This window comes from Allorhizocola rhizosphaerae (assembly GCF_003426775.1).
Lineage (GTDB): Bacteria > Actinomycetota > Actinomycetes > Mycobacteriales > Micromonosporaceae > Allorhizocola > Allorhizocola rhizosphaerae.
In genome coordinates this window covers 22413-43423 of the sequence record NZ_QJUG01000037.1, presented here as the reverse complement: position 1 = coordinate 43423, position 21011 = coordinate 22413, and the positions used below count along the sequence as shown (strand labels likewise).

At 67.5% G+C, this 21011-nt stretch carries 25 protein-coding genes, 1 tRNA gene and 2 pseudogenes; 13 read left to right on the top strand and 15 right to left on the bottom strand.

Annotated features, from left to right (window positions below; translation table 11 throughout):
* The first annotated feature begins 47 nt into the window (after positions 1 to 47).
* Together DM816_RS10425 and DM816_RS10420 are read left to right on the top strand one after the other, a co-directional pair.
* Positions 48 to 1073: a cation diffusion facilitator family transporter gene (locus DM816_RS10425; RefSeq protein WP_246001819.1), complete on the top strand. Its 1026-nt coding sequence runs from the start codon at positions 48 to 50 to the stop codon at positions 1071 to 1073.
* Between the two features lie 60 nt (positions 1074 to 1133).
* The gene (locus DM816_RS10420; RefSeq protein ID WP_246001817.1) at positions 1134 to 2099 is read left to right on the top strand and encodes a M64 family metallopeptidase; all 966 of its coding nucleotides are present in this window, start codon (positions 1134 to 1136) and stop codon (positions 2097 to 2099) included.
* 27 nt (positions 2100 to 2126) lie between these two features.
* Here DM816_RS10420 and DM816_RS10415 read toward each other — a convergent pair whose 3' ends face one another.
* From DM816_RS10415 to DM816_RS10400, 4 genes are read right to left on the bottom strand one after another with little or no spacing between them, the layout of a single operon-like run.
* Complete coding sequence (locus tag DM816_RS10415) at positions 2127 to 2657, bottom strand: hypothetical protein (protein ID WP_162907317.1); 531 nt, start codon at positions 2655 to 2657, stop codon at positions 2127 to 2129.
* A 50-nt stretch (positions 2658 to 2707) separates the two neighbouring features.
* A complete protein-coding gene (locus DM816_RS10410; RefSeq protein WP_117209944.1) occupies positions 2708 to 3577 on the bottom strand; it encodes a pentapeptide repeat-containing protein in 870 nt (289 codons plus the stop codon).
* Positions 3574 to 3777, bottom strand: coding sequence for a hypothetical protein (locus DM816_RS10405; protein ID WP_117209943.1), 204 nt, complete (start codon positions 3775 to 3777; stop codon positions 3574 to 3576). Before DM816_RS10405 ends, DM816_RS10410 begins: the two co-directional genes overlap by 4 nt.
* Positions 3778 to 3790: 13 nt before the next feature.
* Positions 3791 to 4105: a hypothetical protein gene (locus DM816_RS10400; RefSeq protein WP_117209942.1), complete on the bottom strand. Its 315-nt coding sequence runs from the start codon at positions 4103 to 4105 to the stop codon at positions 3791 to 3793.
* Between the two features lie 308 nt (positions 4106 to 4413).
* Between DM816_RS10400 and DM816_RS10395 the strand changes: the two genes are divergently transcribed.
* Genes DM816_RS10395 through DM816_RS10380 form a run of 4 tightly spaced genes read left to right on the top strand, consistent with a single transcriptional unit; the run spans position 4414 to position 7474 of the window.
* A complete protein-coding gene (locus tag DM816_RS10395) occupies positions 4414 to 4641 on the top strand; it encodes a hypothetical protein (RefSeq protein ID WP_117209941.1) in 228 nt (75 codons plus the stop codon).
* A gap of 10 nt (positions 4642 to 4651) precedes the next feature.
* Entirely contained in the window at positions 4652 to 5785 is a 1134-nt protein-coding gene (locus DM816_RS10390) for a L,D-transpeptidase (protein WP_117209940.1), read from the top strand.
* Positions 5786 to 5845: 60 nt separating this feature from the next.
* The gene (locus DM816_RS10385) at positions 5846 to 7075 is read left to right on the top strand and encodes a L,D-transpeptidase (RefSeq protein WP_246001816.1); all 1230 of its coding nucleotides are present in this window, start codon (positions 5846 to 5848) and stop codon (positions 7073 to 7075) included.
* 42 nt (positions 7076 to 7117) lie between these two features.
* Positions 7118 to 7474, top strand: a complete 357-nt coding sequence (locus tag DM816_RS10380) for a hypothetical protein (protein ID WP_117209939.1) — start codon at positions 7118 to 7120, stop codon at positions 7472 to 7474.
* Here the strand turns inward: DM816_RS10380 and DM816_RS10375 are convergent.
* A tRNA-His gene (locus DM816_RS10375) sits at positions 7470 to 7542 on the bottom strand. The genes DM816_RS10380 and DM816_RS10375 overlap by 5 nt on opposite strands.
* A 65-nt stretch (positions 7543 to 7607) precedes the next feature.
* The gene (orn, locus tag DM816_RS10370) at positions 7608 to 8189 is read right to left on the bottom strand and encodes an oligoribonuclease (RefSeq protein WP_281274316.1); all 582 of its coding nucleotides are present in this window, start codon (positions 8187 to 8189) and stop codon (positions 7608 to 7610) included.
* A 218-nt stretch (positions 8190 to 8407) separates the two neighbouring features.
* Here orn and DM816_RS10365 point away from each other — a divergent pair, with 218 nt between their 5' ends.
* Positions 8408 to 9541 (top strand): glycosyltransferase 87 family protein, encoded by a 1134-nt coding sequence (locus tag DM816_RS10365; RefSeq protein WP_117209938.1) that lies wholly within the window; start codon positions 8408 to 8410, stop codon positions 9539 to 9541.
* Positions 9542 to 9673: 132 nt separating this feature from the next.
* On the opposite strand, the gene DM816_RS10360 is transcribed toward DM816_RS10365, so the two are convergent.
* The 5 genes from DM816_RS10360 to DM816_RS10340 all read right to left on the bottom strand — a co-directional run bounded on the left by DM816_RS10360 (position 9674) and on the right by DM816_RS10340 (position 13948).
* Positions 9674 to 9943 carry a GNAT family N-acetyltransferase gene (locus DM816_RS10360; RefSeq protein ID WP_162907316.1) on the bottom strand — a complete coding sequence of 90 codons (270 nt, stop codon included), beginning with the start codon at positions 9941 to 9943 and terminating at the stop codon, positions 9674 to 9676.
* A gap of 137 nt (positions 9944 to 10080) precedes the next feature.
* On the bottom strand, positions 10081 to 11022 hold the full coding sequence (locus DM816_RS10355; protein WP_117209936.1) for a hypothetical protein: 942 nt from the start codon (positions 11020 to 11022) through the stop codon (positions 10081 to 10083).
* 94 nt (positions 11023 to 11116) lie between these two features.
* A complete protein-coding gene (locus tag DM816_RS10350) occupies positions 11117 to 11773 on the bottom strand; it encodes a YcnI family protein (protein ID WP_117209935.1) in 657 nt (218 codons plus the stop codon).
* A gap of 13 nt (positions 11774 to 11786) precedes the next feature.
* Complete coding sequence (locus DM816_RS10345; RefSeq protein WP_117209934.1) at positions 11787 to 13367, bottom strand: copper resistance CopC/CopD family protein; 1581 nt, start codon at positions 13365 to 13367, stop codon at positions 11787 to 11789.
* Complete coding sequence (locus tag DM816_RS10340; RefSeq protein ID WP_117209933.1) at positions 13364 to 13948, bottom strand: zf-HC2 domain-containing protein; 585 nt, start codon at positions 13946 to 13948, stop codon at positions 13364 to 13366. Before DM816_RS10340 ends, DM816_RS10345 begins: the two co-directional genes overlap by 4 nt.
* 53 nt (positions 13949 to 14001) lie before the next feature.
* Between DM816_RS10340 and DM816_RS10335 the strand changes: the two genes are divergently transcribed.
* The 4 genes from DM816_RS10335 (at position 14002) to DM816_RS10320 (ending at position 16967) form a co-directional block, all read left to right on the top strand.
* A complete protein-coding gene (locus DM816_RS10335) occupies positions 14002 to 14529 on the top strand; it encodes a sigma-70 family RNA polymerase sigma factor (protein WP_246001815.1) in 528 nt (175 codons plus the stop codon).
* 178 nt (positions 14530 to 14707) lie between these two features.
* On the top strand, positions 14708 to 15211 hold the full coding sequence (locus tag DM816_RS10330) for a MauE/DoxX family redox-associated membrane protein (RefSeq protein WP_117209932.1): 504 nt from the start codon (positions 14708 to 14710) through the stop codon (positions 15209 to 15211).
* Positions 15198 to 15929: a DsbA family protein gene (locus DM816_RS10325; protein WP_117209931.1), complete on the top strand. Its 732-nt coding sequence runs from the start codon at positions 15198 to 15200 to the stop codon at positions 15927 to 15929. The genes DM816_RS10330 and DM816_RS10325 overlap by 14 nt, the downstream gene beginning before the upstream one ends.
* A 15-nt stretch (positions 15930 to 15944) precedes the next feature.
* On the top strand, positions 15945 to 16967 hold the full coding sequence (locus DM816_RS10320) for a hypothetical protein (RefSeq protein ID WP_117209930.1): 1023 nt from the start codon (positions 15945 to 15947) through the stop codon (positions 16965 to 16967).
* Here the strand turns inward: DM816_RS10320 and DM816_RS10315 are convergent.
* A complete protein-coding gene (locus DM816_RS10315; protein WP_117209929.1) occupies positions 16920 to 17495 on the bottom strand; it encodes a TIGR03086 family metal-binding protein in 576 nt (191 codons plus the stop codon). The genes DM816_RS10320 and DM816_RS10315 overlap by 48 nt on opposite strands.
* A 42-nt stretch (positions 17496 to 17537) precedes the next feature.
* On the opposite strand from DM816_RS10315, the gene DM816_RS10310 reads away from it, so the two are divergent.
* Together DM816_RS10310 and DM816_RS10305 are read left to right on the top strand one after the other, a co-directional pair.
* Positions 17538 to 18308 carry a helix-turn-helix domain-containing protein gene (locus DM816_RS10310; protein ID WP_117209928.1) on the top strand — a complete coding sequence of 257 codons (771 nt, stop codon included), beginning with the start codon at positions 17538 to 17540 and terminating at the stop codon, positions 18306 to 18308.
* Between the two features lie 593 nt (positions 18309 to 18901).
* Positions 18902 to 19342, top strand: coding sequence for a hypothetical protein (locus tag DM816_RS10305; RefSeq protein WP_162907314.1), 441 nt, complete (start codon positions 18902 to 18904; stop codon positions 19340 to 19342).
* A gap of 17 nt (positions 19343 to 19359) precedes the next feature.
* Here the strand turns inward: DM816_RS10305 and DM816_RS45490 are convergent.
* From DM816_RS45490 to cbiQ, 3 genes and pseudogenes are all read right to left on the bottom strand, one after another.
* Positions 19360 to 19554: pseudogene (locus DM816_RS45490) on the bottom strand (cobalt ABC transporter ATP-binding protein); the annotation flags it as partial.
* Positions 19555 to 19671: 117 nt separating this feature from the next.
* A pseudogene (locus tag DM816_RS45485) lies at positions 19672 to 20244 on the bottom strand (energy-coupling factor ABC transporter ATP-binding protein); the annotation flags it as partial.
* A complete protein-coding gene (gene cbiQ / locus DM816_RS10290; protein ID WP_117209926.1) occupies positions 20232 to 21011 on the bottom strand; it encodes a cobalt ECF transporter T component CbiQ in 780 nt (259 codons plus the stop codon). The gene cbiQ and the pseudogene DM816_RS45485, both read right to left, overlap by 13 nt.

Below are 21011 nucleotides of genomic sequence, written 5' to 3'. Positions count from 1 at the left end.
TGTCGAACTCACGTTTAGTCCTCCCCTGTCAGTGGCACACTATGGCGATGAGCGGCCAATGGATGCACCGGCTACAACACGTGCTCGCACCGCACTCACATTCGCATGACACGTCGAGCAAGGTCGATACCGAGTTGGAGACGTCACGTCAGGGCATGCGCGCGCTGTGGATTTCGCTTCTGGTGCTCGCGGCGACGGCCGTGCTGCAGGCGGTCATCGTGGTGTTCTCCGGGTCGGTGGCGCTGCTGTCCGACACGCTGCACAATTTCGCCGACGCGCTGACGGCGATCCCGCTCGGGATAGCGTTCCTCATCGGACGGCGCGCGGCCTCTCGAAGGTACACATATGGATATGGAAGATCTGAAGATTTAGCCGGTATCCTGATCGTCCTCGTGATAACGGCGTCCGCGCTCTACGCGGGTTATGAGGCGTTCCGGCGGCTACTGAGCCCACAGGACGTGCGCCATCTGTGGTTCGTCGCGGCCGCCGGCGTGATCGGCTTCGCGGGCAACGAGATCGTGGCGCGCTATCGGATCGGTGTCGGCAAGCGGATCGGCTCGGCCGCACTGGTCGCCGACGGCCTGCACGCCCGCACCGACGGCTTCACCTCGCTCGCCGTGCTGCTCAGCGCGGGCGGTGTGGCGCTGGGCTGGGGTTGGGCCGATCCCGTCATCGGTCTGCTCATCACGGTCGCGATCCTGGTCGTGCTCAAGGACGCGGCCCGCGAGGTGTACCGCAGGCTCATGGACGCGGTCGATCCGGAGCTGGTGGACAAGGCCGAGCAGACGCTGCGGGAGACCAAGGGCGTCAACGACATCGGTGCGGTGCGGCTGCGCTGGATCGGCCATCAGCTGCGCGCCGAATGCGAAATCATCGTCGACGCTGATCTGACGGTCGCGCAGGGGCACGCGATCGCGGCCGACGCCGAGCACCGCCTCATCCACGCCATCCCCCGCCTGACGGCCGCGCTGGTGCACGCCGACCCCCATCCCGGCCACCGCGAGGCGCACCGCGAACTCGACCACCACCGCGATCATCACCACGAAAAGCACGATCACGGACACTCCCACTAAACGGGTCGCGAAACCCATCGAATCGACCTATCGTTGTGCACCGATATTCGGAGGTGCACATTGTTCAAACTCGCTCTCGCGGCCGGGGTGGCCGTGCTCCTGCTCACCACGACAGCCCCCGTCCAGGCCCGGCCCCAGGAGCCGGAACCGTTCAAGGGTCAGGGCCAATGGCTGGAGGTCTTCTCCGAGGACGGCACCATCAGCCGGGTCCGCCAGACGCAACCCATCCCCGATGAACCGGCCCTGTCCGTCACCGCCGCAGCCGTGACCCCGATCGAGGTCAACGGGCCGAGCTCGACCAAGTTCGACCTCGTGTTCGTCGGCGACGGCTACACCAGCAGCCAGCTGGGCACCTACGCCCAGCACGTGCAGAGCAAGTTCAACGAGATCATGGCGTTCGAGCCGTTCAAGAGCCACCGCACGCAGTTCAACGCGTGGCGGGTCGACGTGATCTCCTCGCAGTCCGGCGTGGACAATGACCCGACTCAGGGCGTGCTGAAGAACACCGCGCTGGACATGTACTTCTGGTGCAACGGAATCGAGCGCCTGCTGTGCGTCAACCAGACCAAGGCACAGCAGCAGGCCGCTGCCGCACCGGACGCCGACCAGATCCTCGCGCTGGGCAACAGCACCAAGTACGGCGGCGCGGGCGGCGGGGTCGCCACGGCCTCCGGCGGCCACGCCAGCGCGGGCCAGATCGCGATTCACGAGCTCGGCCACTCCATCGGCAGGCTCGCCGACGAGTACGACTACGGCGACGGCGCCTGCTACACCGGCGGCGAACCGGTCGAGCCCAACGTTTCCAAGCTGACCGCGGCCCAGATGCAGGCCAGCGGCACCAAGTGGAGGAACTATCTCGGCCAGTCCACACCGGACGGCGGGACGATCGGCACCTACGAGGGAGCCCGCTACTTCACCCGCTGCATCTACCGGCCATCCGTCGACTCGATCATGCGCACGCTCGGCCGCCAGTTCAACTCGCCCAGCCGAGACGAGATGATCAAGCAGTTCTACATCGAACGCTGAACCCGCCAAGAGGGGACAGGGGTCGTATCACGACCCCTGTCGCCGCAACAGTAACCGGATCGCGCCGCCGCGCCGCGTCTTGCGGTGCAGCCCGACCCAGCGATCCGTGGTCGACTCGGCGACGGCGCGCGCCAGCCGGCCCTCGGAGAACGTGCTGCTGCCGTCGAGCGTGAGGGTCTCCTCACGCGGCTTGGCCGGCTCGGTCATGCGAGTGACCAACCAGGACTCCACCGCCGCCGCGAGGTCGTCGATGTCGTTGTCCTGCTCGGCAATCCGTCGCCGGGCGTCGATCCACGCGTCGACCACACGGCGATCGCCGCCGCATGCCTTGACGAACGTGGCGATCGTGGCCTCGCGGGGCAGGGATCCCCGGGACAGTGCGGTCGAGATCGTGCTGCGCGGCAACTTCTCGCCCAGCGCCATGGCCCGGTCTTCCAACTGCCGATATGTCAGACCCACCCAGTCACGCAGGGCGCGCATCGCCTCGATGAACTCGGCGGGGGTGCCGATCCCGTCCGGGACCGGCATGGGGGTATGAGCAGACGCGTCCGTGGACATGGTGGGTCCTCATACCCAGAATGCTTCGGACAATGCCAACACAGGCCAGATCATAGCGTGAGCACGACTGCGCCTCCGGTAATTCCTTCGGCGCGCACCGTTCCAGCGCAAAAATGGGCATCGTCAAAGGAGATCCGGCTCTTTTCAAGCCGAGAAGCTGACAAATCAACGGTTCCGTCCAGGTGCGCCCCGGCGAAACTGACAATATTGCGATTCATCCGGCAGTTTGACAGGTCGATCCGGCCCCGGTCCTGGCGGGCGCGGCTGAAATCCATTGTGCCGCCACGGAACTCACTTCCGGCGAAGTCCACTAAAGCGGTGCAAAACTGTGCGCCCGCGAAAAGCACCGTCGCCCGCTCGAAACGGGCGCCGGTGAACCGGCACATGTCACCCCTGAACTGCGCGTTGGTGAAGTCGACGAGGCAATCGGCGAACTGCGCGCCGGCGAACGACGCGTCGTGAATGGACGCCCCGGAGAGATTGATATCACACCCGCGCCACGAGCGGTCCGCGCCCGGCTGCAGATGCTCCCGGATCAAGTTAATTGTGGTGGTACGGATCGTGAGCTCGCCGAACGTACCCCCTGAGAACGGTCTTCTTAAATATGCACATAGTGCGTCAATGCACGCCTGGCGCCCGGCCGGCCACTCGTCGGCGATGGCGGCAAGCTCGCGAACGGCACGAAGCCGCAGCTCAGGCACGCCCTCGTCGAGCTGAATCAGCGCGGCCGCGGCCCGGGTCGCCTGCCCGCCAACCCGTCCCGCCCTCACCGCCCTGGGCCTATGGCCGGCCCAGACCATCGTGGCGCCAATGATCGCCCACAGCGCCCACAGCATCGGCGGCGCGGTGCGTGCCGTCGCCAGCGCGCCCAGCAGCACCGTCGCCACCACCAGGTAGGGCAGCTCGCGCGACGCGATCACCGCGCCGCTCCGGCCGCCGAAACCGGCACGTTGAGCCAAATGCCGGAGCGCCCCCCGTGCCGATAGGGCTCGACATGCAGCTCGACCAGCCCCGGAATCGCCTGGAAGGCGCGCAGCCGCTCGTCGCGCTGCACCGGCCCGTCCACAATGGATTCGGCGCTGCCGTAGGCCTCCCAACGAGCTTGGATCCTGAACCGCATCTCGCCCCTCCCCCTATCCATTACGCAGCCAGACCAGGCCCAGCAGGGCCACCGCGAGCCCGCCCACCGCCGCCGACAGCACCGTGAGCTGGGCGGATGCGCCCGCCCGGCCGCACACGAACAGCGCCATGGCCGCGACCCCACAGGCGGCCACGCAGACCACGGCGAAGCTGAACACCGGCGAGAGGCGCCGGCCCACCATCACTGTCCGAAACCGGTTCGGCAGCTGCACATCTATCTCCACCCGCTCCAGGGGTGTCTCCCAAGCGCCCCGTCCGGGCTGCTCGTCGGCCAGGTCAAGTTCCCTGCCCAGCTCGGGATCCGTCATTGCCCTCAAGCTCTCCCTCAGCGATTGCGCCGGCTCCCCCAAGTCGGCAAGTGACTGAGCGTGAGAGTACACGGAGCGTACATATAAAGCACACTGCCAATACAGCGATTACGCACGAGCTGTCCGTAATCGCGGCAGCTCTCAACCTCGATCGTTGGTAACTCTCAGTTACCGGAAAAGGTGGTTACCAGCAGGCATGACCAGCGGCTACACTAATGAGTGAAACGACGCACATCTTGTACGACTTTTGTTCTTACGAAAGTCGTATTCTGGACATCTGATCGCACCACGCTAGGAGATGGTCACCGATGAGCACCCCGACCGCATCGCTAACGCGCATCACGGCTAACTTCACGCCGCGGGCGGCCGGAGCTCTGGAGCGCATCGCCGAGAAAACCGGCGATTCTAAGACAGACATCCTCAATCGGTCAGTGATGGTCTACGAGGTGGTTCTGGAGTGGCTGGAGCGCGGCGACGGCAAGGTGCACGTCGTCTTTCCCGACGGAACCGAGGAAGTCGTGCGATTGATGGGCTAATTTCCTAAATATGAAAGTTTTGTGGGTATCGGCCGTTCTCCTGGTCGCCTCCTGCACCACGGCAAACGCGCCCCAGGCGTCGACGCCCGCCGAACCGCCGGCCGCCGCGGCGGCGGCCGCGACACTCGTCGTCACGCCTGCGGACGGCACGGGCGACCTTCCCATCAGCACCGAGATAGGCATCGACGGCCCAGCCGACTCGGTGAGCCTCGCCGACGAGCAGGGACACGCGGTCGCCGGGCGCATGCGGGCCGACGGCTCGGCATGGGTCCCCGATCAGCCGCTCCGCTTCGACGCGCGCTACACCGCGACCGTCAAAGCGCACGGCGGCGCGGCGGTCACCACGACGTTCCACACGATGCCCCCGCCGGCAAACCGCGTGGGCACGGGCATGTATCTGTTCGACGGCGAGGAATACGGCGTGGCCATGCCGGTCGTGGTGGAGTTCACCTCAGACGTGCACGATCGCGCGGCGGTGCAGCACCGGTTGTTCGTCGAGACCGTGCCGCACCAGCCGGGCGTTTGGCACTGGACGGGCCCGCGCCAGGTCACGTATCGCGCCGAAAACTATTGGCAGCCGGGCACGGTCATCAAGGTGCGCGCCGCACTCGACGGCACACCGTTCGGCGACGGCGCGTACGGCGACACCGACCGCTCGGCCACTGTCCACATCGCACAGTCGCGAGTGGAGCTTTTCATCGACAACGCGACGAAACACTTGACCGTGCAGGAGAACGGCACGCCCATCCGCTCGATGCCGGTGAGCCTGGGCAAGCCCGGCACGCCGTCGTCGTCCGGCACGATGGTCATCATGGAGAAGAAGGTGCAGACCGTCTTCGACACGACCGGCGAGCCCGGTGACCAATATCGGGCAGACATCTCGTACGCGCAGCGACTCACGTGGGGTGGCGAGTTCATCCACGCGGCCCCGTGGTCGGTGGCCGATCAGGGATTGAACAACGTCTCGCACGGCTGCGTGAACATGTCCTGGGGCGACGCCGAATGGCTCTTTGGCGTGACACATGTGGGCGATCCGGTCACCGTGACCGGCACAGAAGCCCAGCTGGAGCCCGGAAACGGCTTCACCGCGTGGAATGTGCCCTGGTCGGAGTATGTCAAGGGAAGCGCATTGCCGGTGCGGTGAACGCCAGGCAGTATGGAAACTCACCACACCACACCCCTCGATTTGAAATGGTGAGCGGACATGCCAACTAGGCGGCAGACTCTGACCGCCCTCGGCCTGGCGGGGGCCACCACCGTAGCCGGTCTGAGCGCGTGCTCAAAAGACAAGCCATCGTTCAACGACGGCCAGCCGAAGGAGCCGGAGCCCAAGGCCAAGGCCGCGATCACGAGCCCGGCCGACGGCGCGGCCGACGTCATCGCGGCGGCCGAGATCGTCTACACGTCAAGCGAGGCCACGGACACCAAGTTCGAGCTCACCGACTCGGCGGGCAAGGCCGTGCCCGGCAAGATGCACCCCGACGGCAAGGGCTGGATGCCCGACAAGATGCTGGCCTACGGCGCGACCTACACGGCGACGGTCACCGCGACCGGCGACGACGGCAAGGCCGTGACCGCCAAGAGCACGTTCACCACGATGGCCCAGCCCAGCAACGAGGTGCGTGTCACGAGCTTCATGTCCGACAACACGCAGATCGGCACGGCCATGCCGCTGATCTTCCAGATGACCCGCGACATCCCCAAGGACGCGCGGGCCGGGCTGCAGCGCCGCATGATGGTCACCACCGAGCCGGCGGTCGAGGGCGTGTGGAACTGGTACACCCCGCGCGAGCTGCACTGGCGGCCCAAGGAGTTCTGGAAGCCGGGCACGAAGATCTTCGTGGACGCCCGGGTGGGCGGCGTGCCGTGCGGCGACGGCCACTTCGCCAAGCGCAACCTGACCCTGACCGTGAGCGCCGGGCGGCAGCTCATCATGACCGTCGACGACCACTCCAGCCCCAAGGTGATGGTGGTCACGGTCGACGGGCAGGAGATCAAGCGCATCCCGGTCAGCCTCGGCAAGCCCGAGTGGCAGTCGTCCAGCGGCGTGATGGTGATCATCGAGAAGAAGGCGCACGACATCTTCGACACCCGCAACGACCCCAACGCGCGCGAAAAATACGTGGCCGAGGTCGAGTTCGCGCAGCGCACCACCTGGAGCGGCGAGCACATCCACGCCGCGCCCTGGTCGGTGCAACACCAGGGCGTGCGCAACGTCTCGCACGGCTGCATCAACATGTCCACCGACAATGCCCGGTGGCTGTTCGAGCAGACCCGCGTCGGCGACCCGGTCATCACCAGCAACACGGGCGCCACGCTGAAATACGGCGACGGCTGGACCGACTGGAGCAAATCCTTCGAGGAGTATGCGAAGGGTTCGGCCATCCCTTACGAGCCCCCCACGGCCCAACCCTCCCCGACCGCCAGCCCCTAGCCGGGCCCGCCCGCTTCACCGGGCGCGGGCACGGGTCTTCGGATGGTCATCGGTTTCGGCGAGGATCAGGTCCAGGACCTGCCTCAGTGCTGCGGCCGGACCTTGCTCTGGATGATCTCCTCGAACGTCGTCATGCTCGTTTGGGTGGCAGCCGGTACCAAAACTCATCGGTTCTGCCATGGTGGAGACATGAGCGAGGATCAAGAGTTTGCCTCGACCCGTTATTGGAAGTCGCCCAACACCCTCGACGAGGAGGTGCCACCCGCCCAGGGCGGCGACGAGGAAGGCAACGCGCGGCGCATTCGCGAGATCGTCGAGGCGGAGCCGAAGCCGGGCGAGGCCGTGCCAGCGCCGGAAGAAGCGCCGTCCGACGAGGGACGGCGCGAAGAAGGAGGGTGATCGACGGGACTTGAACCCGCGACACCCGGGACCACAACCCGGTGCTCTACCAGCTGAGCTACGACCACCATGCGAAACCGCTCGCCTATGATAGCCACACCCCGGCACCATCTGTCGACGGGGTTAGGTTTCCTCAGTCCAGCGTCATCTGGGCCGCGATCCGCTTGGCCTCCTCGACATCGGGCCCGGGCTGCGGCACGAAGATGGCCTCGCGGTAGTAGCGGAGCTCACGGATGCTCTCGCGGATGTCGGCCAGGGCCCGGTGCGCGAGGCCCTTCTCGGGCTGGCCGAAGTAGACCCGCGGATACCAGCGGCGGCACAGCTCCTTGACCGACGAGACATCGATCATGCGGTAGTGCAGGTAGGCGTCGAGCCGTGGCATGTCGCGGGCGATGAACCCGCGGTCGGTGGCGATGGAGTTGCCGCACAGCGGGGCGGTCTTGGCGTCGGGCACGTGGCGGGTGATGTATTCGAGCACCCGGTCCTCCGCCTCGGCGAGCGTGACGGTCGACCGGCGCACCTCCTCGGTCAGGCCCGAGCGGGCGTGCATCTGCTGGACGACCTCCACCATGCCGTCCAGCGCGGCGTCGTCGGCGTGGATGACGATGTCGACGCCGTCGCCCAGGATGTTCAGTTCGGGGTCGGTCACCAGCGCCGCGACCTCGATCAGCGCGTCGCGCGGGGTGAGGCCCGTCATCTCGCAGTCGATCCACACCAGGGCGTCGCTGCGGAGATCCGCCTTCGACCGTGATGAATTGACGAGGCCGGCGGCATCAGCGGAAAGATCTACCACGCGACGAGCCTACGGCCAACGCGGTCGTCACAGCGAGCGCAGGGCCGAATTCCTCAGCCTTGCCAGGCTCAGCGGCCTCGACCGGCGACGGATCCGACGCGGGCGCATGTGGGGGCGCTCACTGCACTACTGTTTCGCGCATGCGCCGGTGGGTGATCCTTGCTCTCATTACCGCCGCGGCTACGGCCGTCTTCTTTCGGCTGGCCGGGGCCGGGCACAACTTCTTCGACATGAAGATCTACATATCGGCGATGCGGTGGTGGGCGGCGGGCAACGATCTGTACGACTACGCGCAGCCCGACTTCCTGCAGGGCAAGCTGTACTTCACCTACCCGCCGTTCGCGGCGCTGCTGCTGTTCCCGTTCAGCTTCCTGAAGCTCGGTGTGACCGCGGCGCTGTTCACGCTCGGGACCATCGTCGCGGCCGGCGTGACCACGTTCTGGATCTTCCGCGCGCTCGGCATGGAGCGCTGGTGGCTGTACGCCGTACCGCTGGTGCTGGTGCTGGAGTCGATGCGCGAGGGCATCTCGTTCGGTCAGATCAACATGCTGTTGATTATTTTGATCGTGTACGACTTCCTGATCCTCGGCGCCAAGGGGAGCAAGTGGACGGGTGTCGGGATTGGACTCGCGACGGCGCTCAAGCTCTTCCCGGGCATATTCATCGTGTACTTCCTGGTCACACGGCAGTGGCGGGCGGCGATCGTCTCGTCGGCGACCGCCGCGGCCGCGACCCTGCTCGCCGCGGCCATCGCGCCGCGTGCCTCGTGGGACTTCTGGACCGGTGCGCTGTGGGACACGGCCCGGGTCGGGCGCACCGACTACACGGGCAACCAGTCGCTGCTCGGGATGCTGCACCGGCTCGTCGTTCCCGATCAGCCCAACCGGGTGGTGTGGATCGTGCTCGCGCTGGCCGCGGCCGGGTTCGGCCTGTGGCGCGCGGCAAAGGCGAACTCGGCGGGCGACCGGGTCGCGGCGATGGCGCTCACCGGCCTGGTCGGCGGGCTGATCAGCCCGATCACCTGGCCGCATCACCTGTACTGGTTTGTGCCCGCGCTGGCCTGCCTGCTGGCGGCGCGGCAATACGTGCCGCTTGCTGTGGGCTATCTCGTCAGTGTGGGCGGTGCGGTGTCGCTCGTGGACTGGGGCCCGAAGCAGATCCCCACGGACACGCCAACCACATTCATCCTGCGTAACGTGCTCGTCCTGCTGAGCATCGCTTTGTTGTTCTTGACACCGATAAAACGGGATTATCCCACAGTCGGCGCAAAGTAGACATACTTGTCCATTCTGGTGGATTTGCCTACTCTTGAGGGTACGGAGCGGCGTCTCCTCTCCGGCGTCTCCTTAGGACACCGTTCCCCCGGTGAGAGTGGCCTGTCCACCCGCGACAGGCCACTCGCCGTGTCAGGGCCGCTGCGGATGAGATCTGAGCCAGGCCGCGGCGAACCAGCAGTGCGGGATGACCTCCAGATTTTCGGCGCGGGCGGCGGTCACCGCGGCCTGGACGATCTGCTCGCCGATGCCGCGCCCGCGCTGCGCCGGGACGACCTCGACCCGGTCGAGCGTGATCACACCGTCTGACCTGTGGTAATCGCAGATGCCCACCAGCTCGCCCGCTTCGAGGGCCTCGAATCGGCTCCGCTCCGGGGCGTCGACGACAACAATCTGTGTCACATCGCCGACAGTAGCCCTCGCCGGGACACGCGGGCCAACACGGCCTTGGCGCACGGCTCAACCAGTTGCCGGCGAGACGAGATTGACCATGAAGTTGATGCCGCGGCACGCCGTCGAACATGGACTTAAGCTCATGATCAGCTGGAGGGGTGGGGGTCGGGGGTGGAGGCTTCGGTTCGCTGCGTGATGTGCAGGTGCACGCCCGCGACCGGCATGGGCCGGTTGTCGGGCACGTCGCTGGCGGGTGACGTCTCTTCGGCGGGCTCGGCCGGAGGCCAGGGTAGCTCGGCCGGTGGCGGGTTTGACTGCACCGGCGGAGTGTACGGCCCGATCGGTTGATACGCGACGTTCACCGGCGGGAACTGGGCCGATGGCGGCGGCGCGGGCGGCAGTCCGGGTTGGACACCCATGGGCACGGGTGGCGCGGGCAGTCCCGCTTGGACGGCCGCGGCCGAGTCCATGACGTACACGATTTCGCGCGGCCGCTGCGGCCAGGCCAGCGCGGCCAGCCCGAGCAGCAGGAGCACCGGCCCGAGGATCAGCAGTCCCCACGCCGTGGAGTTGAGCCAGCCCGCTGTGACGGCCACGTCGACGCGCACCGGCTCGCTGCCCGGCTTGGCCACGATCACGAGGGCCACCTGCCGGTCCCGGTCGTGCGCGGGTCGCCAGCTCAGTTCGCCGGTGCCGCGGCGGAGCCAGAAATCGCGGTCGGCGGGACCGGGCGCGGCGGCGCCGGTACCAGAAAAATGTTTGTATGTCAGGGAAAGCGGCCCTCGGCCGAGGGTCACCCCTTGCAGTTCGGTGTATCCGACCCCGGCCAGGAACGAGGCGACGGCACCTGGTTCGGCGATGCCGATGAAGCCGTCTGTCCGCACGCGCAGCGTGGTCTGGTCGGCGCGGGCGATCGGCGCGTCGCGGCGCAGCACCGCATCAATGTCGGGCACGACAACGATTCGTGACGCGGACTCGATCGGCGCGAGGTCGGCGTGGAAGGCGCCGTCCGGGCTGCGGTGCTGCATCGCCCACCAAGCCAATGCCCCGGCCAGCAATATCGGGACGGCGAGCAAAAGTGTCACCATGCCGATTGAAACCCGTAAGACGCGCATGCCCAGGCCTTCCCCAAAGTTACGTGGGTCCAACCTGGACAACGCGCCCGAACAGGTGCGGATGCGGCTACGCGGACTCCCGTCGGGAACGCGTCAGCGCGAACCCGGCGAGCAGCAGTCCCACGATCGCCAATCCGAGTGCCGACCAACCGAGAATGTCGGTGCTTTTTTCTTCCGTGGCAACGGGTGCGGTGGTCGCGGCTGCCTTGGCCACCTTCAGCACCGGCGCCGGGTGTTCGAGCTCGACGCCCTCCTTGGGCTCCTCGATCCAGCGCACCACCGTGCCGTCGGAGTAGGTCTGCAAAGCCTTGAACACCAACTGATTGACGTTGTCGGGGATGCGTCCCATGGACACCGGGAATTCCTGGAACTCGCCGGGCTTGATGGCCGCGCCCTCCGCCGCCGTCCACGTGATCACCGAGACCACCTCGGTGATCTGCGTACCGTGGTTGTCGACCGGCTGGCTGAGCTTGCGCTTGCTCACGGCCACCGTCCAACCCGGAACGGGCATGGTCGAAACCGAGGCCAGCGGCGCGTTTTCGGGCAGGTGCACCTCAAGCTTGGTGGTGCTCTCGGTGTCGGACTCGTTCGGCACGCGGAACGCGACCCGGGCATACCCGCCGCCGGTCGCCTCCCTCGGGTTGACCGTCACGTGCGCGGACGCGGGGGCGGCGATGGCGAGGATCGCCAGCGTGGCGGCGGCGACCGTCAGCAGTCGTTTCACTTGATCTCTCCCATTACTTGATCTTTATGGTCGTGGTCACCGAGTCCTGATCGATCTCGGTGGTGCGCAGTGTGAACTTGAACACCCAGTCGCCGGCCGTCGGAATGCTGGTCGAGCCGGTGGCGTGGCTGTCGGTGAGCCTGAGCATCGGCACGTCGACCGGCTCGACGCCCGCGCTGGGCAGCGCCACGGTCGCCTTCCACTCGACGACCTTTAGGGGCTGACCCTCTGGGGTGTATGCGTAAAGGTGGATCAGGTTGTTGCCGCGCTTGGCCGGATCCACCTCGATCTGGAGCCGGAACAGGTTGGATTCGAGCGTGGTCGCGAAGATCTGACCCTGCCCGATGGCCGGGGCCTGTGCGATCGCCTCGGCCGTGCGGGCGGGCGTGGTCTGGGTGAGCGCGGCGGTCAGTCCCAGCACCACGGCCGCGATCGCGAGCTCGGTTTTGACCAGGGGCCCGATGGTCGTGCGGTGCTGCGACACGGCGCGCCGGGCGAGCATCGCCGCACCCATCACCAACGCGACGAGTGCGAGCTTCACCAGCAGATAGCGCCCGTAGGTGGTCTTGTAGAGCGCGGTCACCGTGCCGACTTCGATCAGCGCCGAGATGACGCCCGCGAGCAGGACGGTCGACACGGCGAGCCCGGCCCACCGCGACCAGACGGGCAGGATCGCGTGCAGCTCCGTCTCCGTGGCCTTGCGCAGCAGGAACAGCGCGAGCATGGCCAGGCCGCCGAGCCATGCGGCGACGCCCGCCAGGTGAAGCGCATCGACAACGATCGACACAGGGGGTACCGGTGAACCGGCCGGATGACCGGCGAGCGGCCAGGTGACCGCCCCGATCACGGCCAGGCCGAGCACCAGGACGCGATCGACGATGCCGCCCGTGCCGTTGATCAGCGGGCGCAGCAGGATCGCCGCCACGGCCAGAACACCGAGGCGCACCAGCAGCGCGATGCCGAAGGGACTTGCCATGACCTCTTCAAAACCCAGTCCTGTGTACGGCCCTTGCAGCGCAAGCGACCCGACGGTCGACAGCGTCACGAGGCCGAAACCCAGCCACAGCAAGCGTTTCGGGCCCGCCCGGTCCAGCCGCGCCGGCCACAGCAGGGTGAGCACCAAGACCGCGCCGACCAGAAGCACGAGCCCCGCGTAGCCCACATATTTGGCGATACCGATGAGCCAGGTGATGGTCGTGTCGTCCTCTTCGGAAGCCTCCTGCGTGGGCGTGGCCGACGGCTCCCCGATCGAAAACGTGAACCCGCCCGGCACGGGATGGCTGTCGGCCGAGATGACGCGGAAGCTCACCAGATAGGTCCCGCGGGGCGGGTTGTCCTTGAGCCCGATGCGCAGGATCGCGCCCTCGACCTGGGGCGTGCCGGAGTCCGCCCGCTTGCCGTCCGGCCCGATGATCCGGATCTTGTCGTTGACCGGTGTGATCGCCTCGCTGAATGTGAGCTCGACCTGCTTCGGCGCCACCTGGATGGTCGTGCCCTGCACCGGGTTGGTCTTGACGAGCGCGGCGTGGGCCTGCGCCGGGGCCGCAGGAAGCAGGACCATCGCGCCGATGAGTAGGGGAAGGAACCTCCTCATGAGTGGGCCACCCGCATCGGCGCGATCCGGCTCAGCGCCCACAGCAGGCCCGCCTGGGCGAGCGCGGCGACGTGGCCCACCTCGTGCGCGAGCTTGGTCACCCCGTCGGCGATATCGAACGCGCTGGTCAGCGTCAGGCACCCGGCGAGCACGAACGCCACGGGCAGGTATGCGCGGGCGCGCTCGGGCCACCGGGCGGCCAAAGCGAACCCGACCGCGAGCGCGATGTCGAACGACGCTGCCTCGCGCGTGACGTGACCCACGTCTTGCACACCGAGCAGCACCGGGATCGCGAGGATCAGCTGCAGTGCGGCGCTGAGGCCGAGCGCGATCTGCAGGATGCGCCTGCGCTCTGTCTTATGAGGCCGTGGAATCGCCGCGAGGATGGGAGCCGTGAGGTCGGGCACGTCGACCGATTGCAGCCGCACGGCACGGGTCACGTCCTGGGCGGCGGCCAGCCACCCCCGGCACGCCGCGCACTCGGACAGATGCGCGTCGATTCGAGGGGCGGGGATGCCGGTCTGTTCGCCGTCGAGCCGGGCCGACAGCGCGACGCGAAAATCATCACAGGTTGCGCGCATGACCGGGTAGTCGTGCCTAAGCCGAGGAAAGTTCCCACGGTAATGTTTGCCACGTGAGTCTGGACGCCGCGACCGAATGGGCCATCGCCGCCCGGTCCGGCGATCCCCTGGCGCAGGCGGCCTTCGTGCGGGCGACCCAGGCCGAGGTGTGGCGGTTCGTGGCCGCGCTCATCGACACATCCAACGCAGACGATCTCACGCAGGAGACCTATCTGCGGGCGTTCCGGGCGCTGCCCCGGTTCGAGGCCCGGTCCAGCGCGCGCACCTGGCTGCTGGGCATCGCGCGGCGGGCATGTGCCGACCACCTGCGTGCTTCCGGCCGCCGCAGGCGGTTGGAAAAACGGCTGTCGCTGAACGTCGACGAAGCCCATCCCGATCATGCAGACCGGATCAGCGCGCACGCGCTGCTGCAGAAGTTGTCGCCCGAGCGGCGTGAGGCGTTCGTGCTCACCCAGCTGCTGGGGCTCACCTACGAGCAGGCCGCAGCCGTGCTTGAGGTGCCCGTCGGCACCATCCGATCGAGGGTCGCCCGCGCCCGTGCCGATCTGGTCGCCGACGTCGTTACAGCCTTGGCGGCATAGCCATGGGTTGGACTCCGTTCAGGCGAAGCCGTGACTTTGGCGCGGTCCGGACCGGGCGCGCAGCGATCCGGCCCGAACCGCTGCGGAGAAGAAAGGTTTTGACTCCGTTCAGGCGAAGCCGTGATTTTGGCGCGGTCCGGGCCGGGCGCGCAGCGATCCGGCCCGAACCGCTGCGGAGATGAATATGAAGCGTTTCTTGCCTTGGATCGGTTTGCTCGTGCGCTTGGGGCTCGCGGGCGTGTTCATCGTGGCGGGCGCGCTGAAGGTTACCGACCTGCCCGCGTCGGGCCGGGCCGTCGTGGCCTACGAGCTCATGCCCACCAACGTGGCCATGACCGTCGGCGCGATCCAGCCGTTCTTCGAGCTCATGCTGGGAGCATTGCTCCTGATTGGACTGGCCACCCGCGTCACGGCGCTGATCAGCGCGCTCACGATGGTCGCGTTCATCGCGGGCATCACGTCGGCCTGGGCGCGCGGCCTGAACATCGACTGCGGCTGCTTCAGCAAGGGCGGGCACCTGCCGCCCGGCGTGACACCGAATTATCTGCCGGAGATCCTGCGTGACATCGGGTTCCTGGCCATGGCTATATTTTTGATGCTGTACCCGGTCAGCCGTTTCTCCCTCGACGGCTGGATCAATAAACCCGAGGGGGATGTGCGAACAGATGATGAGCAAGCGTGAGGATCGTCGGGCCGCGGCGCGGGTGGTGCGGGAGCAGCTAGCCCGCGAGAAGCGGCGCAAGCGGGCCATCTGGACGTCGGTGACCGCCGTGCTGGTGATCGTGATCGGCGGGTTCATCGGCTGGGGGGTGTATGCCAACCAGAAGGCCGGCAAGGTTAACGTCCCGACCGGCGCCAACAAGGATGGCAACGCCGTCGTGACGGGGTCGGGGCCGGTGGTGGTCGAGGACTACATCGACTTCATCTGCCCCTACTGCAAGGTGTTCCACGACGACGCCAAGGACGAGCTGACCCGGTTGGTGAGCGAAAACAAGATCACACTGGTGACTCATCCGGTCGCCTATCTGGACCGCTTCTCGACAAACCGGTATTCGACGCGCTCGTCGGCCGCGTCCGGGTGCGCGGCGGACGGCGGCAGGTTCACCGAATACGTGGACGCGCTGTTCACCAACCAGCCGGCCGAGGGGTCGGCGGGGCCCGACGACGCGCAGCTGATCAGCTTGGGGCTGCAGGCCGGGCTCACCGAGGAGTTCAGCCAGTGCGTGAAGGACAAGCGATACGTGACTTGGGCCAAGAAGGTGTCCGACGACGCGGGGGCGGCGGGCGTGACCGGTACCCCCACGGTGTTTGTCAATGGCAAGAAGGTCCAGGCGAACGCGGCGGCTATAGTGGCAGCAGTCAATGAAGCCGGGGGTGCGGCGCCCACGCCCACGAGCTAGAGCTAGGTTCCCCTCATGCTGCTGCGGTTGGTGTTGGTCGTGATCGCGCTCGTGCTGTCGACCCCGGTTCCGGCGCACGCGCACGGGGCGGACGCCCCGGACGCGACCAACTACCTGTCGCGGATCGTGCAGGCGCCAGTGTTGGCCGGCCTCGAAGTCAAGATGATCGAGGCGGGTGCGCGGCTGCAGCTGACGAACCGGAGCGGGCGCAATGTGGAGGTGCTCGGCTACCAGGGCGAGCCATATCTGGAGGTGCGGCCGGACGGGGTGTACGAAAACATCCACTCCCCGGCGACATATCTGAACGTGACGATTGCTCACGTGGATCCGCCCGCGCATGCCGACCCGACGGTCCCTCCTGAGTGGAAAAAGGTCGCGCAGGAGCCGGTCTACCGGTGGCATGACCAGCGGGCGCTGCCGCCTGCCGGGGTTGCGGAGCCGCGGGCCGACACGCCGCAGCACATTCGTGATTGGACGGTACCGATGCGGGTCGACGCCACGCCGCTGTCCGTCAACGGTGTGCTGGAGTGGATGCCGCCGCCGCCCGCTGGGCTGTGGTGGGGTCTGGCGATCGTGGGCGCGGGGTTGGTCGCGTTGCTGGGGCTGGTGCGGCGGCGGATCACGCCCGTGTTGGCGGTGTTGGTGATGCTCGGGAGCGCGTTGGCGTTGGGGTATGGCGTCTCGCGGGAAGTGGACGCGGGCAACCTGACGTTCGGGGCGATCGTCGGGCAGTTGTTCAGCGCGCAGCTGTGGTCCACCGTGACCGCGCTCGCGGCGATCGCTGCCGCGGTGTATGCGTTGGTGCGCACCGAGGGCGACTTCGCGGTCGCGCTGGGCGGGGCGGCCGTCGGGCTTTTCTCGGGCATGGTCAACGCGGCTGTGTTCCATCGCGCGATCACGCCCGTGCCGTGGGACGCTTCGTTGGCGCGCGTGATCATCGTGGCCGTCATCGTGCTCGGGGGTGGGGCGTGCTTCGCGGCGATGCTGCGGCTACGAGCGGCCACGCCACCAAGGGTCCCGGCCGGTCAAACCGAGTAGGCGCTCGAACGGGCTCGCCGTGGGCGGAACTGGTACCACATCGGCAAGAATTTTCCACTGACGGGCCGTCGGACCCATCTGCTCGGCGAGCGCCGAGAGCCTGGCAGTGATCTCCGGTGCGGCCTCGTATTCGCGGTCCGTGGCGCGGGCCAGGTCCCAGACGTGAATGGTGAGGTCGAGCACTGCCAGGGCGCCGACGGTTTCCTGCGGCAGCCCCATGCCGGGCGACACACCGTCCAATGCGGACGGTTCGGCCCACGCCTTCACGAGGATCGCCGTTTCGTGCTCGAAGCGGGCACGCCAGTCGCCGGCCCGCACGTAGCCGGGCGTCGTGCTGAAGTCGAAGGTCTGCTTGACCGCGAGCGACTGGAAGCCGATGATCACGTGGAACAGGTGGTTGATCAGCTCGCGGACAGTGAACTCGGCGCAGGGCGTCCCCCGATCGAACTGGCTTTCGTCGATGCCCTGCACAATCGGCACCCCGGCGGTGGCCGCCTGGTGCAGCAGGCGGCTTGTGCTGGTCGTCATGGGCGCAACGGTATTGTCGGGGGGTCGCGATAGCTTGAAGAAATGCGACCGCGCCAGGACACCAGGGGGATCGTCGATCCCGCGGGCATGATGGCGCGCGTCGACTTCCGGCGGCACCTGCCCGCGCCCGCGCTGCGGCCGTTCATCGAGCACTATTGGCTGATCGACTGGGACCTGGAGCAACCGTTCGAGCAGCAGGTCGTGCCGCATCCCTCGGTCAACGCGGTGTTCGGGATCTATGGTGACGTGCGGATCGGCGAGATCGCCGGGGTGGGGCTCGACCTGTTTTCGATCAAGCTCGAGGGGCGAGGCCGGGTCACTGCCGCGCAGTTCCGCCCGGGCGCCTTCCAGCCGTTCTCTTCAAAACCGTTGACCAATCTTCGGGTGCCGGCGGAGGAGCTTTTCCCGTCGGTGGAGTTCGATTGGGAGGCGCCCGACCGGGTGGCCGCGCTCGACGCATACTTGCTGGCGCTCGCGCCCGCGCAGATCGATCCGGCGACGGCGCGGGTTATCGCGCTGGTCGACCAGATCCGCCACGACCGGAGCATCCTGCGGGTCGCGCCGTTCGCCCGGCGGCAAGGCATGACCGTGCGACAGCTGCAGCGGCTGTTCGCCGAACGGGTGGGGGTCAGCCCGAAGTGGGTGATCCTGCGGTACCGGATACACGAGGCGCTGGAGCGCGCACTGTCCGATGTGGATTGGGCATGGCTGGCGGCCGAGCTTGGCTACAGCGACCAGGCCCACCTGGTGCGCGACTTCACCGCCACTGTTGGGCTGTCGCCGACCGCCTATCGCCGCCTGCTGCAGGGCTGAGGCGCTGAGCACCTGCTCAGAAGTGTTGTCCGTAGCTTCGGCGGCTATCCCGGCAGTGACCTGGCCACGGTTTGTCGACGTTCCGGACAGGCTTTTGGCGACCTGCTTAGAGGTCAAGGCACATCATGGGCGGCGCCGTGCCGGCCCGAGGTGCGTCCGGTCGTCAGCAGGCGTTAGACGCCGGGCGTGGGCCTGGGCCGTGCCGGTCGTCAGCAGGCGGTAGACGCCGGGCGTGGGCCTGGGCCGTGCCGGCCGTGAGCGTCGCGGGCCCGCGACGGAACCAGCCCCGTGGTGCCGTCCTCAAAGTCACTGGTAAACACCACATCGGACGGTTGCGCCACGGCGGGCGCCGGGACCAACCCGCTCGCCACGACAGGCTCAGCACGCTGACCGCCGCGATCAACCGCTGTCTCATGGGCGACCCGCCTCTCGCCGGTGCTCCGGAACTTCCGGCACCATGTGGCTGAAAGGCGGTGCACAAGCGCGTGGAATCCCACCTTTCGTGGAATTGGCGGGAGGCGTACGGATCGAAACTTTCGGACGACGACCGGCCATCAGCTGACCTTCTCGAAGAATGGTGGCAGACTTGGCTTGTGCGCGTTCAGTACGGCAACAACCAGCAGGATTGGACCGTCAACCGGCGCTGGCTACCGTGGCGGCCGTCTCGCATGCCCCCGAAGCGGGCGTCGCGCAACGGTTCTGAGCCCTCGCTGCTGACCGACATGTTCGGCCATAACTTCCTCGGCGCGTTGCTCACCTACCTGGGCGTGCTGGTGCTCGTCGTGCTGCTCGTCCTGCTCATCGCCCAACGGTTCGTGGTGCTGGCCGTGATCCCGCTCGTGCTGGTCATCCGGCTGTTCCTGCCCTGGTTCGTCGTCGCGCGACGTGACGACCGCCCCGCGGACGTTTACTACGGCAAGGCCCAAACCTGGTTCGCCGCCTCACGCCTCATCAGGACCGTCGAGCAGGAAATCCGCGTAACCGGCGCGCCGGCTTCCCTCACCCCCGCCCGCGAACCCGCTCGCCGCTCCTGACTCGCCTGCCACGTCAGTCAGGGCATGGTGGTGACGTGGGGCGAGAAGCCGAACGGGAGCTCCAAACGGTGACGCGCCAGCAGGTCGGCGTCGGCGAGCAGCTCGCCGGTCGGGCCGTCGGCGACAATGCGGCCCTCGTCGAGGATGACGGCGCGCTCGCAAAGCTGCAGCGCGTATGGCAGGTCATGGGTGACCATCAGCATGGTGACGGGCGCGGATGCTTGGCCGCTTTCGGTCAGGCCGCGCTCGGTCAGGCCGCTTTCAGCAAGGAGGCCGCGCTCGGTCAGGCCACGCTCGGTCAGGCCACGCTCGGCGAGACCGCTTTCGGTGAGACTGAGCAGGATCTCGGCCAGTTCGCGGCGCGCCTGTGGGTCCAGATTGGACGATGGCTCGTCGAGCACGAGCAGTTCGGGGCGCATCGCGAGCACGGTGGCGACCGCGACCCGGCGCCGCTGGCCCAGCGACAGGTGGTGCGGCGCGCGGCCCTTGTGGTCGAGCATGCCCACGGCCGCGAGCGCCTCGTCGACGCGGGCGTGCAGCGCGTCGCCGCGCAGGCCCAGGTTGGCCGGGCCGAACGCCACATCCTCGGCGACAGTGGGCAGGAACAACTGGTCGTCCGGGTCCTGGAACACGATGCCGACCCGCCGCCTGATCTCGGTCAACCCGGCCCGGTCGGCGGGATCGATGCGCTGTTCGCCGACCGTGACCGAGCCGGCAGCTCCCGGCATTCGCGGCGCGGGAAGGATCCCGTTGAGGTGCAAGACGAGGGTGGTCTTGCCCGCGCCATTGGGCCCCAGTAGGGCGACCCTCTCGCCGGCCCCGATCCGCAGATCGACGCCGTGCAGGGCCTGGTGCCCGTCCGGATAGGAATATCTTAGGCTTTCGATCCTCAGGGCTTCCATGGGTACCCTCCAAAAAGGAGCAGGACCACGACGGCGACCAAGGGGATGGCGGCGCCGGCGGCCCACTGCCTGGCGGTTGCGGTGCTGTCGGCGTGCAATGCGGCCGGCAGCCGGCCGGTGTAGCCGCGGGATTGCATGGCGAGATAGACCCGCTCACCGCGCTCGAACGCACGGAGGAAGAGCGTGCCCAGCCCGCTGGCGAACCCCTTGATCTGCCACAGGAAGCGTGGATCGTCCAAGCGCGACACGCGGGCGATGCGCATGCGGCGGGCCTCGTCGGCGAGCACTTCGAGGTAGCGCAGCATGAACATCGCGATCTGCGTCATCGCCTGCGGCGCGCGTAATCGGTCGAGCCCGACGAGCAGGTCGCGGGCGGAGGTGGTCGCGGCGAGCAGCAGTGCGATAAGCACGCCGAGCGTGCCCTTGACCAGGATGTTCCACCCGCCCCACAGCCCGTCGACGGACAGGGACAGGCCCAGGAGGTCGACCCGCGGCCCGGACGCGAAGAACGGCAGGAGCAGCGCGGTGGCCACGAACGGCAGCTCGATCAGGCTGCGCTTGGCCAGCCAGGCGGCCGGGACCCGGGCCACGACCGCCAGGGCGAGCACCATCAGCGCGTAGCCCCCGAAGGCCACGACCGCCTCGCGTGGTGTCGCGACCACGGTGATGGTGAAGGCCAGCGCCACGACGATCTTCACCTCGGGAGCGAGGTGGTGCACCGGCGAATGCTGGTGCACATACATGGCGTGTGCGTGGCCTGCGCCCAT

Bases quoted from the DNA above. Each gene is read 5' to 3' on its own strand.
- DM816_RS10425 (WP_246001819.1), top strand. From the start codon at position 48: ATGAGCGGCCAATGGATGCACCGGCTACAACACGTGCTCGCACCGCAC.
- DM816_RS10415 (WP_162907317.1), bottom strand. From the start codon at position 2,657: ATGTCCACGGACGCGTCTGCTCATACCCCCATGCCGGTCCCGGACGGG.
- DM816_RS10405 (WP_117209943.1), bottom strand. From the start codon at position 3,777: ATGCGGTTCAGGATCCAAGCTCGTTGGGAGGCCTACGGCAGCGCCGAA.
- DM816_RS10400 (WP_117209942.1), bottom strand. From the start codon at position 4,105: ATGACGGATCCCGAGCTGGGCAGGGAACTTGACCTGGCCGACGAGCAG.
- DM816_RS10395 (WP_117209941.1), top strand. From the start codon at position 4,414: ATGAGCACCCCGACCGCATCGCTAACGCGCATCACGGCTAACTTCACG.
- DM816_RS10390 (WP_117209940.1), top strand. From the start codon at position 4,652: ATGAAAGTTTTGTGGGTATCGGCCGTTCTCCTGGTCGCCTCCTGCACC.
- DM816_RS10385 (WP_246001816.1), top strand. From the start codon at position 5,846: ATGCCAACTAGGCGGCAGACTCTGACCGCCCTCGGCCTGGCGGGGGCC.
- DM816_RS10380 (WP_117209939.1), top strand. From the start codon at position 7,118: ATGGTCATCGGTTTCGGCGAGGATCAGGTCCAGGACCTGCCTCAGTGC.
- DM816_RS10365 (WP_117209938.1), top strand. From the start codon at position 8,408: ATGCGCCGGTGGGTGATCCTTGCTCTCATTACCGCCGCGGCTACGGCC.
- DM816_RS10355 (WP_117209936.1), bottom strand. From the start codon at position 11,022: ATGGTGACACTTTTGCTCGCCGTCCCGATATTGCTGGCCGGGGCATTG.
- DM816_RS10345 (WP_117209934.1), bottom strand. From the start codon at position 13,367: ATGAGGAGGTTCCTTCCCCTACTCATCGGCGCGATGGTCCTGCTTCCT.
- DM816_RS10340 (WP_117209933.1), bottom strand. From the start codon at position 13,948: ATGCGCGCAACCTGTGATGATTTTCGCGTCGCGCTGTCGGCCCGGCTC.
- DM816_RS10330 (WP_117209932.1), top strand. From the start codon at position 14,708: ATGAATATGAAGCGTTTCTTGCCTTGGATCGGTTTGCTCGTGCGCTTG.
- DM816_RS10325 (WP_117209931.1), top strand. From the start codon at position 15,198: ATGAGCAAGCGTGAGGATCGTCGGGCCGCGGCGCGGGTGGTGCGGGAG.
- DM816_RS10320 (WP_117209930.1), top strand. From the start codon at position 15,945: ATGCTGCTGCGGTTGGTGTTGGTCGTGATCGCGCTCGTGCTGTCGACC.
- DM816_RS10315 (WP_117209929.1), bottom strand. From the start codon at position 17,495: ATGACGACCAGCACAAGCCGCCTGCTGCACCAGGCGGCCACCGCCGGG.
- DM816_RS10310 (WP_117209928.1), top strand. From the start codon at position 17,538: ATGCGACCGCGCCAGGACACCAGGGGGATCGTCGATCCCGCGGGCATG.
- cbiQ (WP_117209926.1), bottom strand. From the start codon at position 21,011: ATGGGCGCAGGCCACGCACACGCCATGTATGTGCACCAGCATTCGCCG.